Here is a 14,146-nt window from a genome sequence, read left to right as displayed (position 1 = left end):
AAGGACCGGGCGCCCAAGGGCCAGGCGCCGAAGGGCGCGCCCGAGGAGCGGGCGTCGAAGGGCGAGGCAGCGAAGGATCGGGCGCCGAAGGAGCGGGCGTCGAAGGGCGAGGGCGGTGGCGGGCGGAAGCCCGCCCGGCAGGGGCGCAAGCCCGGAGCGGTGCGCCCGCCCAAGGTGCTGCGGCCCGCCCAGCCGGTGCTGCGGCAGCCCTCCGGGGACCCGCTGGTCGGCGAGCGCTACGAGGTCGAGGTCGGGCCGGTCGCGCACGGCGGGCACTGCGTGGCCCGGCACGAGGGGCGGGTGCTGTTCGTCCGGCACGCGCTGCCCGGCGAGCGGGTGGTCGCGCAGGTCACCGACGGCACCACCACCTCGCGCTTCCTGCGGGCCGACGCGGTGGAGGTGCTGGAGGCCGCCAAGGACCGGATCGAGGCGCCCTGCCCGTTCTCCGGCCCCGGCCGGTGCGGCGGCTGCGACTGGCAGCACGTCACCCCCGGCGGGCAGCGCAAGCTCAAGGCCGCCGTCCTCACCGAGCAGCTCGCCAAGCTGGCCAGCCTCACCCCCGAGGAGGCTCACTGGGACGGCTCGGTCGAGCCGGTCGGCGGCAAGCTCCCGGCGGGCGAGGTCCCGGCCTGGCGCACCCGGGTGCAGTACGCGGTCGACGAGGAGGGCGTGATCGGCCTGCGCAAGCACCGCTCGCACGACGTCCAGCCGATCGACCGCTGCCTGATCGCCGCGCCCGGCGTCACCGAGCTCGGCGTCGAATCGCGGGACTGGACCGGGGTGGCCTCGGTCGAGGCGGTCGCCGCCTCCGGCTCCTCGGACCGGCAGGTGATCCTGCGGCCGCGGCCCGGCGAGCAGCTGCCGCTGGTCGAGCTGGACCGCGAGACGTCCATCGCTCGGATCGACGAGCAGGACCTGTTCCACCGCGTCCACGGCCGCGCCTTCGTCCGCGAGCGCGCCGCCGGGCGCACCTGGCGGGTCTCCAACGGCGGCTTCTGGCAGATCCACCCCGAGGCCCCCGACACCCTGGTCGACGCCGTCCTCACCGGGCTCGACCCGCAGTGGGGCGAGAGCGCGCTCGACCTGTACTGCGGCGTCGGCCTGTTCGCGGGCGCGCTCGCCGAGCGGGTCGGCGAGGACGGCGCGGTGCTCGGCATCGAGTCCGGCAAGCAGGCGGTCGCCGACGCCCGGCACAACCTGGCCGCGCTGGAGAACGTCCGGATCGAGTGCGACAAGGTCGAGACCCTGCTGCCCCGCACCGGCATCACCTCCACCGACCTGATCGTCCTCGACCCCCCGCGGGCCGGCGCCGGCCGCGACACCGTCGCCCACCTCAGCTCCCTGGAGGCCCGCCGGATCGCCTACGTCGCCTGCGACCCCGCCGCCCTCGCCCGCGACCTCGCCTTCTTCCGCGAGGGCGGCTACCGCCCGGTCTCGCTGCGGGCGTTCGACCTGTTCCCGATGACCCAGCACTTCGAGTGCGTCGCCATCCTGGAGCCGACCGGCTGACGGCGGGCCGGAGCACGGAGCACGTTGCACGCCGTACGGGCGCGGGATGCCTTCCCGCGCCCGTACGGCGTTCCCGGGGCCGGTGCGGGACCGGGCCGGGGAAAATCGGCGTTCGGCTTGAAGCGGTGATCGGGCCCGGCCCATCCTTGCAGCCATGCCGATCGCTTCCCCGCCCGATGTGCCACACCTGTCCGACTACGCGCACGATTGGGCCCTGGTCGATGTCGAGACGTCGGGCCTGGTCGCCCGGCGCGACCGGGTCCTCTCGATCGCGGTGCTGACCTTCGGGCCGGACGGCGTCCAGACCGGCGAGTACGCCACCCTGCTCAATCCGGGCTGCGACCCGGGGCCGGTGCACATCCATGGTCTGACGGCTGAGCGGCTGAGCGGTGCCCCGACCTTCGAACAAGTGGCGGGTCGGATCGGGGCGCTGCTCCAGGACCGCGTCATGGTGGCCCACAACGCCCAGTTCGACTACGACTTCCTGGCCCACGAGTTCGCCCGCGCCCGGCTCTACCTCCCCGTCGCGCAGCGCCTGTGCACCCTGGCCCTGAACCGCCGGGTGGAACCACCCGTCGCGGGCTTCAGTCTGGCTGCCCTCGCCGAGTACTACGGCGTGCCGCAGACCAGTGCGCACGACGCGTTGGACGACACGCGCGTCCTCGCGGGGATCTTCCGTTCTTCCCTGGCCGAGGCCGCCCGGCTGGGCGTTCCGCTGCCGCTGGTGGCCTGTCCGCCCCGACAGAACGCGCAGTTCGCGCCGAAGCCGCCGAGGACCCCGTGCGCCTACCGGAACCCGGGACGTCCGGCACCGGGGGAGTCGCTGGTGCAGGGGATGAAGATCGCGATCACGGGTGAGACCGCCACCTCCCGGGCGGAGCTGGTGGCCCGAGCCGTCGACGCTGGTCTGAACATCATGTCGTCGGTCAGTCGGCACACCGGTGTCCTGGTCACCAACGACTCGGCGTCGGGTTCGGCGAAGGCGCGGAGGGCGGTTGCGGAGGGCGTCACGATCGTCGACGAGCGCACGTTCCTCAAGCTGCTGGCGGACGTGCGACCGGGAACGCCGCACGAGGTGCCGACGAGGGGGAAGCCGCCTGTGGCGGAGAGCCCCGCCGTTCCCGCCGCGCCGAGCACAGTCATCGCACTGCCCGCGCCGGCCCCCACCGAGGTGCCCGTTCCCGCCCCCGCCGAGGCGCCCGCGCGGCGACGGCCCGCCGCCTCGTACACGGCCAGGCCGTTCGGCCGGCGGCGGGTCCTGGTCCTGGGCGGCACCCACGAGGAGGCGTCCGTCGTGCGGGCCCGGGTCGTCGAGCTGGGCGGGGCGGCGGCGATCAACCTCTCGGCCGGTGTCACCGACGTCGTCCTCCTCCCGGGCGGAGAGTCCGACCGCCGGATGGCCCGCGTCACCGCGCTGGGACTCCCGGTGCATCCGCAGGACTGGCTCGGAACGCCCGTGGCGGAGCCGACGGAGGCCCCGGCCGAGAACGGTGCGGTGGCCGAGGTCCTGTCGCGTGGCGGAGTCATCGACCTGCCGACCGCGGGGCAGTGGCACGTGGCCGCCTCCTGGGCGCAGCTGGCGGACTGCGAGATCGACGTCGTCGCCTTCGTGCTCGACGAGGACGAACAGGTCTCCTGCGACGAGGACTTCGTCTTCTACGGTGCGCCGGAGAGCCCCGACGGATCTGTCCGGCTCCGCTGTGACGGTCCCACCGAGCAGAGCATCGCCGTGGATCTCGCGGCGCTGCCGCCCGCCGCCCACCGGATCGCGGTCGCCGCGGCCATCGACGGGGCCGAGACCTTCGGGAGCGCCGGGGCGGTCCAGGTGGTGCTCGCCCCGGGCGTCGACGCCCCGGCCGTCGCCCAGGCCACGCTGGACGCCGCCACCAGCGAGCGCACCCTGCTCCTGGCCGAGATCTACCGCCGGGGCCCGAGGTGGCGCTTCCGCGCCGTCGGCCAGGGCTACGACCACGACCTGGAAACGCTGGTGCGCGGCTACGGCGTCGAGGTGGAGTAGCCCCGGCGGGCAGGGCGGCGTGGCGGATCAGGGGGTGATCCGCTTGGTGGGCGAGGTTGTCGGCGGATCGGGACGGGTGGCCGGTTTTCGCGGGGGCGCGGGCGGACATGGTGGGGGAGCGGGGGAGCGGCCGGTTTGCGCCCTTGTTGTGCTAGCACCTCGGCGCTAGCTTTGAAGGATGGCCAAGAAGCAGCTGAACGTCAGGGTGGACGCGACCACCGCCGAGATGGCCCGCGAACGGGCGGAGCAGCAGGGGATCAGCATGAACCAGTACATCGAACGGTTGGTGCAGCAGGACATGGGCGAGGCCGGACGCAACTTCGTGGACGCCGCGGCGCAGTTCATGAAGGAGCACGAGGCGGTGTTCCTCGCCGAGTTCGGCTCGCCCAGCGAGCTCCAGGACGTGCGCCGTTGAAACTTGAGGTCGACCTCTCGTGGCTGCTCATGACGGCCGAGCAGTACACGCCCGGTGACCCGCAGGTCACCGACTACGGATCGCTGCTCGCGGCGATCACCAGGCACCAGGCCGAGGTCTTCGACATCGCGGTCTACCCCGAGCCGCAGGACCGGGCGGCGGCGCTGATGCACCAGCTGATCCGGGTCCCCGCGCTGGAGCGCAACAACGAGCTGTTCGCCACCGCCGTCGCCTACGCGTACCTGGTGGCCAGCGGCTGCCGGGTGGCGACCACCGCGCGGGAGGTGCGCAGCCTGGCCCGGGCGATCCGGGAGGGCAAGCTCGGCATCACCGGCGTCGCGGAGCGGTTGGCGATGTGGGTGGTCGACGAGTCGGAGGAGGAAGAGGTCGGCGACGACGGCGAGGAGTGAGGCGCCGCGCCGTACGGGCGGGGCGTCAGGGGCCGGGAGAGCGACGAGGCACCCTTGGGCGGGATACCCTCGACGTTCCCCCGGCCCCTGACGGTCCTCGGCCCCCTTCCGACGGCTCCCGCCAGGGCCGCCGACGATCTCCGCGAGGAGACGACCTCCGCGAGGATGCGAGCGAGTTGCTGCAGGACATCGAGCCCTACCTGGTCTGCCCGCACTGCGCCCGCCCGCTGGCCCTGGACGGCCGCACCCTGCGCTGCGCGGACGGCCACAGCTTCGACCAGGCCCGGCAGGGCTACGTGAGCCTGCTGGCGGGGGACGCCAAGGCCGGCACCGCCGACACCGCCGAGATGGTCGCGGCCCGCGCCGACTTCCTGGCGGCCCGCCACTACGCGCCGCTGGAGCGGGCGCTGGCCCGGGCCGCGGCCGGCGTCCCGGCGCTCGGCGGGCTGGTCGCGGACCTCGGCGCGGGCACCGGCCACTATCTGGCCCGGGTGCTGGAGGCCCGGCCGGACGCGGTCGGCGCGGCGCTCGACCTGTCCAAGTACGCGCTGCGGCGCGCCGCGAAGGCGCACCCGCGGATCGGCGCGGTGGTGTGCGACGCCTGGCGCCCGCTGCCGCTGCGGGACGGCGCCGCGGACGTGCTGCTGAACGTGTTCGCGCCGCGCAACGGCCTCGAGATGCGGCGGGTGCTGCGCCCGGGCGGCCGGCTGCTGGTGGCCGCCCCGACCTCCCGCCACCTGCGCGAACTGGTGGGCGCGCTGGGCCTGCTGTCGGTGGACGAGGACAAGGACCGGCGGATCGGCGAGAAGCTCGGCCCGTGGTTCACGCCGGTGGAGCGCACCGAGGTGGAGTTCGCGCTGCGGCTGTCCCGGGCGGACGCCGCCGCCGTGGTCGGGATGGGCCCGAGCGCCTGGCACACCGACCGGGCCGCGCTGGCCGCCGCGCTGGCGGCGCTGCCCGAACCGGTCGAGGTCACCGGATCGGTGCTGGTCACCGCGTACGAGTGACACCGGGCGCGGCGGCGGGGCCGGCGGGGCCGACGGGGGACTCGAAGGGGTGAAAGGGTGTCAGGAGCGACGTTTCTGCACCTCAGGGCGGACTTAAAGTGCTCCGGGTGACCAGCGAAGCCCCCTTGGCCCCACCCCCGGCCGCCACCCGCGAGGTGCGGCAGGCACCCGTTCCGACGGTGAAGCGCCCCACCATCGAGGAACTGCGGCTGACCTCCTTCAAGTCCTACCGCCGGGCCGTCCTGCCGCTGTCGCCGCTGACCGCGCTGCACGGGCCGTCCGGAGCGGGCAAGTCCAACGCGCTGGACGCCCTGACCGTGCTCTCCCGGCTCGCCCTCGGGGAGGAGATCAGGCCCTCGCTGGACGGCGTCGGCGGTCCGCGCGGCCCGCTCGCCGCCCCGGTGCGCGGCGGGCTGGTCGGCTGCGTGCCGCACGGGCGCAACGCGATCATCCTGGGCTGCACCGTGCGCTCCGGCGTCGGGGCGGTCCGGCTCGAAGTGGTGGTGCGCACCGACGAACGGATCCGGATCGCCCGCGAACGCCTCACCCTGGACGGCCACCCCCTGATGTCGACCGGCGAGCAGGACCTCGCCCGCGGCCGGGTCAACGTCACCTGGCACAACGACTCCCGGCAGGGCGACATCCGCGCCCCGCTGCCCAGCGACAGCCTGATCACCGCCCAACTCCCGCTGCGGGTCGCCGGGTCCTCCAAGGGCGAGCGCAAGGTGCTGGCCGCCGCCGAGCACCTGCTCACCGCACTGCGCGAGATGTTCGCGCTGCACCCCGTGCCGGCCGCGATGCGCGGCTGGGGACGGCCCGAACCCCAGGCCCGGCTGCGCGGCACCGCCGCCAACATCTCCGCCGTGCTCCACCGGCTGGAGCACGAGTGCCCGCGCCGCTGGGCCCGCCTGCTGCGCGCCGTCCAGGCCGCCGCCCCGCACCCGCTGCTCGGCCTCGGCGTCGCCCGCCGCGGCGAGGCCGAACGGCAGCGCCTGATCGCCGTCTTCGACGAGGGCGTGCTCGGCCGCACCGGCGCCGACCAGGCCGCCGACGGCATGCTGCGACTGCTCGCCTTCGCCGCCGTCCTGCTCACCGGCGCGGCCGTCCTGGACGTCGACCCCGCCATCGAAGTGCCGGACGCGCACCGGCAGTTGGTGCTGCTCGCCGAGGACATGGGCGCGGGCCTGGCGGCCGACCAGATCACCGCCCTGCTCCGGCTGGCCCGCGAGGTCACCGGCAAGGGCGACATCCGGCTGCTCGCCACCCTCCAGGACCCCGGCCCGGCGCTCGGCCTGGACGGCGTCGAACTGGTCGAGTGCCGACGCGATCCGGCCACCGGCCACAGCCTGCTGCGCCGCACCGAACCCGCCGCCCGGGTGCCGGTGCAGGGGGCGGCGCGCGGCGAGGGCGTGGTGGTAGACCTGGGGGAATGAGCGACGAAGCAGAACCGGCGGGGCCGGACGCGGAGACGGCGGCGGGCGGGACGGTGGTGTCCGGGACGGCGGGCGGGGCGCCGGCGGGCGGGACAGGGGCGGCTGAGCCGGGGGCGGGCGGAACGGGGGCCGGCGGCGGGGCGGCCGGGCTGACGGTGCCCGAACTGCAGCGGCGGCTGGCCGAGTTCGCAGCCGCCCGGGACTGGCAGCAGTACCACACCCCGAAGAACCTGGCCTCGGCGCTGACCGTCGAGGCGGGCGAACTGCTGGAGGTCTTCCAGTGGTTGACGCCCGAGCAGGCCGCCGACGTGATGGCGGACGCGGGGTCGGCGCACCGGGTCCGCGACGAGGTGGCCGACGTGCTGGCCTACCTGTTGCAGCTGTGCACCGTGCTGGAGATGGACCCGCTGCGGGCGCTGGCGGAGAAGATCGAACGCAACGAGAGCCGGTTCCCCGTGCCCTAGCCGAATTCCCGGCGGGCCCGGAAATCATCCGGAATTCACCCGGGCGGGGGACCCGGGTTGTCCACAGGGCCGGGTTTTCCACAGGTGCGCCGAACCCGCTGGGAGCATCCCGCGACCGGCGGCACGCTGATCCCCGTGACCGACCGCCGAAGGACGGCGGCGGTGGACGAGGGGAGCGCACCATGGAGGCGCTGCGACTGATCAAGACCATTCGGCACGCCCTGGCCGAGGCCCGGACGACCGGCGACATCCTGCACGAGGCATGGCAGTCCGGGCTGCTCACCGAGGCGGTGGGGGCCCGGATCGCCGACCACGACGGGAGTCGTTCGCCACCCTCGGGCAGCTGCTCTGCGAGGCCGGCGCGCACACCGCGAGCTGCCTGTGCCAACCGCCCGAACCCGGCCTGGACGACCTGCCCGGCGGCCCGGTCGGCGTGTACCCGGAGTGGTCCGGGCCGACGCTGGTCGAGCGGTTCGGCGCGCTCGGCGAGCTGGAGCCGGTGCTGGCCGAACTCGCCCTGCTGCTGGCTGAGATGAGCGAGAGCCTGGTGGTGCTCGCCTGCGGGGCGGAGACCGAGAGCCTGTACTGGAGCTGCATCGACGGGCTGGACGCCGGCTCCGAGTGCCGCGACCTGGTGGCCGAACTCCTGCGCGAGCAGCGGAGTTCGACGGACGCGCGGGCCCCCGACGAGGAGCCGGGGCAGCCGGGGCGGCGGGAGCCGGAGGCGTGGGAGTCGCGGGAGTCGCGAGAAGGGGAGTGGGCGGAGCCGGCCGACCCGGGAGCCCCGGGCGCGGCCCGGCGGGAGGAGCCCAGGCTCGTGATCCCGCTGGGCCCGCCGGTCCCGGTGGCGGGCGGCGCTCAGGTGCGGGGCGAGTCGTCCGGCGGGGTGTCCTGCGCGCGGCGGACGGGGGAGGAACGCAGGTCGGAGTCGAATCCGGCCAGGTCGGTGTTGATCGAGGCGAGCAGTTCCTGCATCTGCTCCAACAGCGACTTCGGGGTGGCGGGCACGCCGTCCGCGGCGGTGTCCGCAGTGGGCGGGTCGGTCCAGGGCTCGGACATGAGGGGGCCCCTTCAGCTCGGTGGTGCGGTGTGAAGCGCCGGGTGTCGGCACCGCCGATCCAACGAGCCCCCGCCGCGCGCGGTCACCCCGGACCACCCGTTGAGGTCCAACCGGCGGTCCCGGTCAGCCGCAGGAGTGAGCCGGGTTTGCGGGGCCCGCCCCCGCTCGGCTACGGCGCCGGGCCACGGCGCCCGTCGGCCCGCCGGGCCTGCCGGGCACACCGAGTGCACCGGGTCCGCAGGACGGGCCGGGCGGCCGGGCTGCTGGGGAGCAGCGGGCCGGCCGCCCGGCGGAAACCACCTGACAGGAGGTCAGTTGTGCGCGTGCAGATCCGTGTTCAGACCGCCCCACGAGCCGGAGCGGGCGATCACCTCGATCGCGCCGGACTGCGAGTTGCGGCGGAACAGCAGGTTGTCCTGGCCGGACAGCTCCACCGCCTTGGCCACCGAGCCGTCCGGCGTGGTGACCCGGGTGCCGGCCGTCACGTACAGGCCGGCCTCGACCACGCAGTCGTTGCCCAGCGAGATGCCGATGCCCGCGTTGGCGCCCAGCAGGCAGCGCTCGCCCACCGAGACGACCTGCTTGCCGCCACCGGACAGGGTGCCCATGATCGAGGAGCCGCCGCCGATGTCGCTGTGGTCGCCGACCACCACGCCGGCGCTGATCCGGCCCTCGACCATCGAGGTGCCCAGGGTGCCCGCGTTGAAGTTGACGAAGCCCTCGTGCATCACCGTGGTGCCCTCGGCCAGGTGCGCGCCCAGGCGCACCCGGTCGGCGTGCGCGATCCGGACGCCGGACGGCGCGACGTAGTCGGTCATCCGGGGGAACTTGTCGATGCCGTACAGGGCGAGCTGCCCGCCCTGGGCGCGCACCGCCAGCCGGGCCTGCTCCACGTTGGCGACCGGGGTCGGGCCGATCGAGGTCCAGGCGACGTTGGCCAGCAGGCCGAAGATGCCGTCCAGGTTCTGGCCGTGCGGCTTCACCAGGCGGGAGGAGAGCAGGTGCAGCCGCAGGTAGACGTCGTACGCGTCCAGCGGCTTCTCGTCCAGGGAGGAGATCGTGGTGCGCACCGCCACCACCTCGACGCCGCGCCGGGCGTCGGTGCGGAGCGCCTCGGCGGCGCCCGGGCCGAGGGCCAGTTCGGCCTCCTCGGCGCTCAGTCGGACGGTGCCGGACGGGCCGGGGGCGGCGGCCAGCTCGGGTGCCGGGAACCAGGTGTCGAGCACGGTGCCGTCGGCGGCGATGGTCGCGAGGCCGGCGGCCACCGCGCCACTTGCGGGGGTGGAGGTTTCAGCAGTCACATCCCGCACCGTAACGAATCAGGCCGAGGGCTGACCAACACGCTCACCGGACGGACAAAACCTGGTGCTCCCGCACAGACCCGCAGGTCATACTCGGTCGGGTGTTCGTATCCATCTCCACCACCGGCACTGCCGAGAATCCCGCCTCCGACCTCGGCTTCCTGCTGCACAAGCACCCCGACAAGGTGCAGCGGTTCACCACCACGCACGGCACGGCGCACGTCTTCTACCCCGAGGCCGGGGAGCAAGTGTGCACCGCCGCGCTGCTGCTGGAGGTCGACCCCGCGGCGCTGCTCCGCCAGGGGCGCGGCCAGGGCCGGTCCGGCTCGCCCGACCTCGCGCTCGCCCAGTACGTCAACGACCGCCCGTACGCCGCCTCCTCGCTGCTCGCGGTGGCGCTCCGCACGGTCTACCGGTCCGCGATGAAGGGGGAGTGCGCCCACCGGCCCGAACTGCCCGGCCGGGCGATGCCGCTGCGGATCGCCCTGCCCGCCGTCCCGGTGGCCGGCGGCGAGGGCCCCGCGCTGGTGGAGCGGCTGTTCGCCCCGCTGGGCTGGCAGGTGGACGTGCGGTCCGTCCCGCTGGACGAGTCCTTCCCGGAGTGGGGCGACTCCCGGTACGTGCGGCTCGAACTGACCGGCACCCTGCGGCTCGCCGACGCGTTGCAGCACCTCTACGTGCTGCTGCCGGTCCTCGACGGGGCCAAGCACTACTGGGTCGCCCCCGACGAGGTCGACAAGCTGCTCGCGGCCGGTCAGGGCTGGCTGGCCGAGCACCCCGAACGGGCCCTGATCACCCGCCGCTACCTGGCCCGCCGCTGGTCGCTCACCAAGATCGCCATGGAACGCCTGGCCCTGGCCCGCCTGGCCGAGGCCGACGACCGCGAGGCCGAGGAGATCGACAACGCCGTTCCGGACACCCCGGATGCCACGGACACCACGGATACCGCCGAGGAGGTGGACGCCACCGGATCGACCGACCTGACCGACCTGACCGACCGGGTTCCGGCCACCGGCACCCGCACCGCCACCGGCACCTCCACCGACGCCGAGCGCGCCGGTGACGCGGAGGGCGGCCGGGAGCGCGGGGGGCCGCTCGCCGTGCAGCGGCGGACGGCGATCCTGGCGGCGCTGGACCGCACCGGCGCGGCCCGGGTGCTCGACCTGGGCTGCGGGCAGGGCGAGTTGGTGGGCGCGCTGCTCAAGGAGCCGCGGGTGACCGAGGTGCTCGGCGTGGACGTCTCCTCCCGCGCGCTGTCGATCGCCGCCCGCCGGCTCCGCCTGGACCGGCTGCCGGAGCGGCAGGCCCGCCGGGTCAGGCTGGTCCAGGGTGCGCTGACGTACACCGACGCCCGGCTGAAGGGCTACGACGCGGCGGTGCTGTGCGAGGTCATCGAGCACCTCGACCTGCCCCGGCTGCCCGCGCTGGAGTACGCCGTGTTCGGTGCGGCCCGGCCCGCCTCGGTCGTGGTCACCACCCCGAACGTCGAGTACAACGCCCGCTGGGAGAGCCTGCCCGCCGGGCACCGGCGGCACGACGACCACCGCTTCGAGTGGAGCCGCGCCGAGTTCGCGGCCTGGACGGAGCAGGTCGCCGCCGCCTACGGCTACCGCGTCGAGCTGGAGCCGGTCGGCCCGGTCGACCCCGAGGTCGGCGCGCCCACCCAGCTCGCGCACTTCCGCATCGTCGATCCCGACCCGGCCGACAGCACCACCGCGACCGGCACCACCGGCACCACCGGCACCACTCACACCTCCGACACCACCGCGACCGGCGCCGCCGGCACCCCGTCGTACGACTCCGCCCCGGAAGGGAGCGCCCACCGATGAGCACCGAAACCCCGGAGACGACCCCCGCCCGGGCGGGCCGCCGACTGCCCGTCACCGACGTCTCGCTGGTGGTGCTGATCGGCAGCACCGGCTCCGGCAAGTCCAGCTTCGCCCGCAAGCACTTCAAGCCCACCGAGGTGGTCTCCTCCGACTTCTGCCGGGGGCTGGTCGCCGACGACGAGAACGACCAGTCCGCCTCCGCCGACGCCTTCGACGTGCTGCACTACATCGTCGGCAAGCGGCTCGCGGCGGGCCGGCTCACCGTGGTCGACGCCACCAACGTCCAGCAGGAGGCCCGCCGCCAGCTGGTCGCCCTCGCCCGGGAGCACCACGTGCTGCCGATCGCGATCGTGCTGGACGTCCCGGCCGAGGTGTGCGCCGAGCGCAACCGGGCCCGGCCGGACCGGCAGCTGCCGGCCCACGTGATCCCCCGCCACCAGCGCGAGCTGCGCCGCTCGCTGCGCGGGCTGGAGCGCGAGGGCTTCCGCAAGGTGCACGTGCTGCGCGGGGTCGAGGAGGTGGAGCGCGCCGAGATCGTCCCGGAGAAGCGGTACAACGACCTGCGGCACCTGACCGGCCCGTTCGACATCGTCGGCGACATCCACGGCTGCCGCTCCGAGCTGGAGACGCTACTGGAGCGGCTCGGCTACGCGCTCACCCGCGACGAGCGGGGCCGCGCCGTGGACGCCGCGCACCCCGAGGGCCGCACCGCGGTCTTCGTCGGCGACCTGGTCGACCGCGGCCCGGACACCCCGGGCGTACTGCGCCTGGTGATGGGCATGGTCGAGGCCGGCCACGCCCTCTGCGTCCCCGGCAACCACGAGAACAAGCTCGGCCGCTGGATGGGCGGCCGCAAGGTCACCGTCTCGCACGGCCTCCAGGAGTCGATCGACCAGCTGTCCGCCGAGAGCGACGAGTTCCGGGCCCGGGTGCGGGAGTTCATGCGCGGCCTGGTCAGCCACTACCTGCTGGACGGCGGCGCGCTGGTGGTCTGCCACGCCGGTCTGCCGGAGAAGTACCACGGCCGCGCCTCCGGCCGGGTCCGCTCGCACGCGCTGTACGGCGACACCACCGGCGAGACCGACGAGTACGGCCTGCCGGTGCGCTACCCGTGGGCCGAGGAGTACCGCGGCCGCGCCCTGGTGGTCTACGGCCACACCCCGGTGCCGGTGGCGAGCTTCCTCAACAACACCATCTGCCTGGACACCGGCTGCGTGTTCGGCGGCAGCCTGACCGCGCTGCGCTACCCGGAGCGGGAGATCGTCGCCGTCCCGGCCGAGCAGGAGTGGTACGAGCCGGTCCGCCCCATGCACACCGACGCGCCCGGCGGCCGGGAGGGCCGCCCGCTCGACCTGGCGGACGTGGCCGGCCGCCGGGTGGTGGAGACCGCCCGGCTCGGCAACGTCGCCGTCCGGGAGGAGAACGCCGCCGCCGCGCTGGAGGTGATGAGCCGCTTCGCGCTCGACCCGCGGCTGCTCGCCTACCTGCCGCCCACCATGGCCCCCTCGCCGACCTCCCGGCGCGAGGGTCTCCTGGAGCACCCCGAGGAGGCGTTCTTCGCCTACCGGCACGACGGGGTGCGGCAGGTGGTCTGCGAGGAGAAGCACATGGGCTCGCGGGCCGTCGTCCTGGTCGCCCGGGACGACGCCGCCCTGGAGAAGCGCTTCGGCCTGCCCGGCCCGGGCGCGATCTGGACCAGGACCGGCCGCGCCTTCCTCAGCGACGAGCGGCTCACCGGCGCGATCCTCGACCGGCTCCGGGCCGCCGCCGAGGACGCCGGACTGTTCGACGAACTCGACACCGGCTGGCTGCTGCTGGACGCCGAGCTGCTGCCCTGGTCGCTCAAGGCGGTCGAGCTGCTGCGCCGCCAGTACGCCGCCGTCGGCGCGGCCGCCGGAGCCGCGCTGCCCGCCGCGCTCGACGCCCTCGCCCGGGCCGCCGACCGCGGGCTGGACGTGGCGGAGCTGGCGGACCGCCAGCGGGAGCGCGCCGCCGACGCCCTGGCCTTCACCGAGGCGTACCGGCGCTACTGCTGGCCCACCGAGGGTCTCGACGGCATCCGGCTGGCCCCGTTCCAGCTGCTCGCCGCCGAGGGTGCCAACCTGGCCCTGCGCCCGCACACCGAACACCTCGCCCTGATCGACCGGCTGGTGGAAGCCGACCGGACGGCCGCCGACCCGGCCGCCGCGCAGCCGGTGCTGCACCGCACCGGGCGGCTGCTGGTCGACACCGGGGACGAGTCCTCGGTCGCCGCCGCCGTCGCCTGGTGGGAGGAGCTGACCGGCGCCGGTGGCGAGGGCATGGTGGTCAAGCCGGTCGACCCGCTGCACCGGGACGGCTCCGGGCGGCTGGTCCAGCCCGGGCTGAAGGTCCGCGGCCGGGAGTACCTGCGGATCATCTACGGCCCGGACTACACCCGGCACCTGGACCGGCTGCGCCAGCGCTCGCTCGGCCACAAGCGCTCGCTCGCCCTGCGCGAGTACGCGCTCGGCCTGGAGTCGCTGGACCGGCTGGCGGCCGGCGAGCCGCTGTGGCGGGTGCACGAGGCGGTGTTCGCGGTGCTGGCCCTGGAGTCCGAGCCGGTCGACCCCCGGCTCTGACACCCGGGCGGTATTGACGCACCCGGGCGGCACGGATCGGGACCGGTACGGCACACGGACGGGAGCACCCTCGGGGCCCCGTCCGTGTCCGTCCGTACGCG

The 14,146-nt window shown here is 74.8% G+C and carries 11 protein-coding genes and 1 pseudogene; 11 read left to right on the top strand and 1 reads right to left on the bottom strand.

The window, feature by feature from the left end; translation table 11 throughout:
* The first annotated feature begins 177 nt into the window (after positions 1-177).
* The 9 genes and pseudogenes from QMQ26_RS12280 to QMQ26_RS37445 all read left to right on the top strand — a co-directional run bounded on the left by QMQ26_RS12280 (position 178) and on the right by QMQ26_RS37445 (position 8,348).
* Positions 178-1,509 (top strand): class I SAM-dependent RNA methyltransferase, encoded by a 1,332-nt coding sequence (locus QMQ26_RS12280; RefSeq protein ID WP_282206504.1) that lies wholly within the window; start codon positions 178-180, stop codon positions 1,507-1,509.
* A 154-nt stretch (positions 1,510-1,663) separates the two neighbouring features.
* Entirely contained in the window at positions 1,664-3,526 is a 1,863-nt protein-coding gene (locus QMQ26_RS12275) for a TerD family protein (RefSeq protein WP_282205724.1), read from the top strand.
* Positions 3,527-3,704: 178 nt separating this feature from the next.
* Positions 3,705-3,941, top strand: a complete 237-nt coding sequence (locus tag QMQ26_RS12270; RefSeq protein WP_014135783.1) for a toxin-antitoxin system HicB family antitoxin — start codon at positions 3,705-3,707, stop codon at positions 3,939-3,941.
* Positions 3,938-4,351, top strand: a complete 414-nt coding sequence (locus tag QMQ26_RS12265) for a hypothetical protein (RefSeq protein ID WP_030458279.1) — start codon at positions 3,938-3,940, stop codon at positions 4,349-4,351. The genes QMQ26_RS12270 and QMQ26_RS12265 overlap by 4 nt, the downstream gene beginning before the upstream one ends.
* 176 nt (positions 4,352-4,527) lie before the next feature.
* On the top strand, positions 4,528-5,358 hold the full coding sequence (locus QMQ26_RS12260; RefSeq protein WP_282205723.1) for a putative RNA methyltransferase: 831 nt from the start codon (positions 4,528-4,530) through the stop codon (positions 5,356-5,358).
* A gap of 107 nt (positions 5,359-5,465) precedes the next feature.
* On the top strand, positions 5,466-6,791 hold the full coding sequence (locus tag QMQ26_RS12255; protein ID WP_282205722.1) for an AAA family ATPase: 1,326 nt from the start codon (positions 5,466-5,468) through the stop codon (positions 6,789-6,791).
* 149 nt (positions 6,792-6,940) lie between these two features.
* Complete coding sequence (locus QMQ26_RS12250; RefSeq protein WP_282206503.1) at positions 6,941-7,255, top strand: nucleotide pyrophosphohydrolase; 315 nt, start codon at positions 6,941-6,943, stop codon at positions 7,253-7,255.
* 182 nt (positions 7,256-7,437) lie between these two features.
* A pseudogene (locus tag QMQ26_RS12245) lies at positions 7,438-7,512 on the top strand (hypothetical protein); the annotation flags it as partial.
* Positions 7,513-7,517: 5 nt separating this feature from the next.
* Positions 7,518-8,348 carry a DUF6099 family protein gene (locus tag QMQ26_RS37445; RefSeq protein ID WP_318552234.1) on the top strand — a complete coding sequence of 277 codons (831 nt, stop codon included), beginning with the start codon at positions 7,518-7,520 and terminating at the stop codon, positions 8,346-8,348.
* A gap of 278 nt (positions 8,349-8,626) precedes the next feature.
* Here the strand turns inward: QMQ26_RS37445 and dapD are convergent, their stop codons facing one another.
* The gene (dapD, locus tag QMQ26_RS12230) at positions 8,627-9,616 is read right to left on the bottom strand and encodes a 2,3,4,5-tetrahydropyridine-2,6-dicarboxylate N-succinyltransferase (protein WP_404814116.1); all 990 of its coding nucleotides are present in this window, start codon (positions 9,614-9,616) and stop codon (positions 8,627-8,629) included.
* Between the two features lie 101 nt (positions 9,617-9,717).
* Between dapD and QMQ26_RS12225 the strand changes: the two genes are divergently transcribed.
* Both QMQ26_RS12225 and QMQ26_RS12220 read left to right on the top strand, forming a co-directional pair.
* Positions 9,718-11,445, top strand: coding sequence for a 3' terminal RNA ribose 2'-O-methyltransferase Hen1 (locus QMQ26_RS12225; RefSeq protein WP_282205720.1), 1,728 nt, complete (start codon positions 9,718-9,720; stop codon positions 11,443-11,445).
* Positions 11,442-14,045: a polynucleotide kinase-phosphatase gene (locus tag QMQ26_RS12220; protein ID WP_282205719.1), complete on the top strand. Its 2,604-nt coding sequence runs from the start codon at positions 11,442-11,444 to the stop codon at positions 14,043-14,045. Before QMQ26_RS12225 ends, QMQ26_RS12220 begins: the two co-directional genes overlap by 4 nt.
* Positions 14,046-14,146 lie beyond the last annotated feature (101 nt).

The organism is Kitasatospora fiedleri (genome assembly GCF_948472415.1).
In the GTDB taxonomy this organism is placed as follows: Bacteria; Actinomycetota; Actinomycetes; order Streptomycetales; family Streptomycetaceae; genus Kitasatospora; species Kitasatospora fiedleri.
Note: the sequence above shows the minus strand (reverse complement) of the source record. Positions and strands in the feature narration are given on the sequence as shown.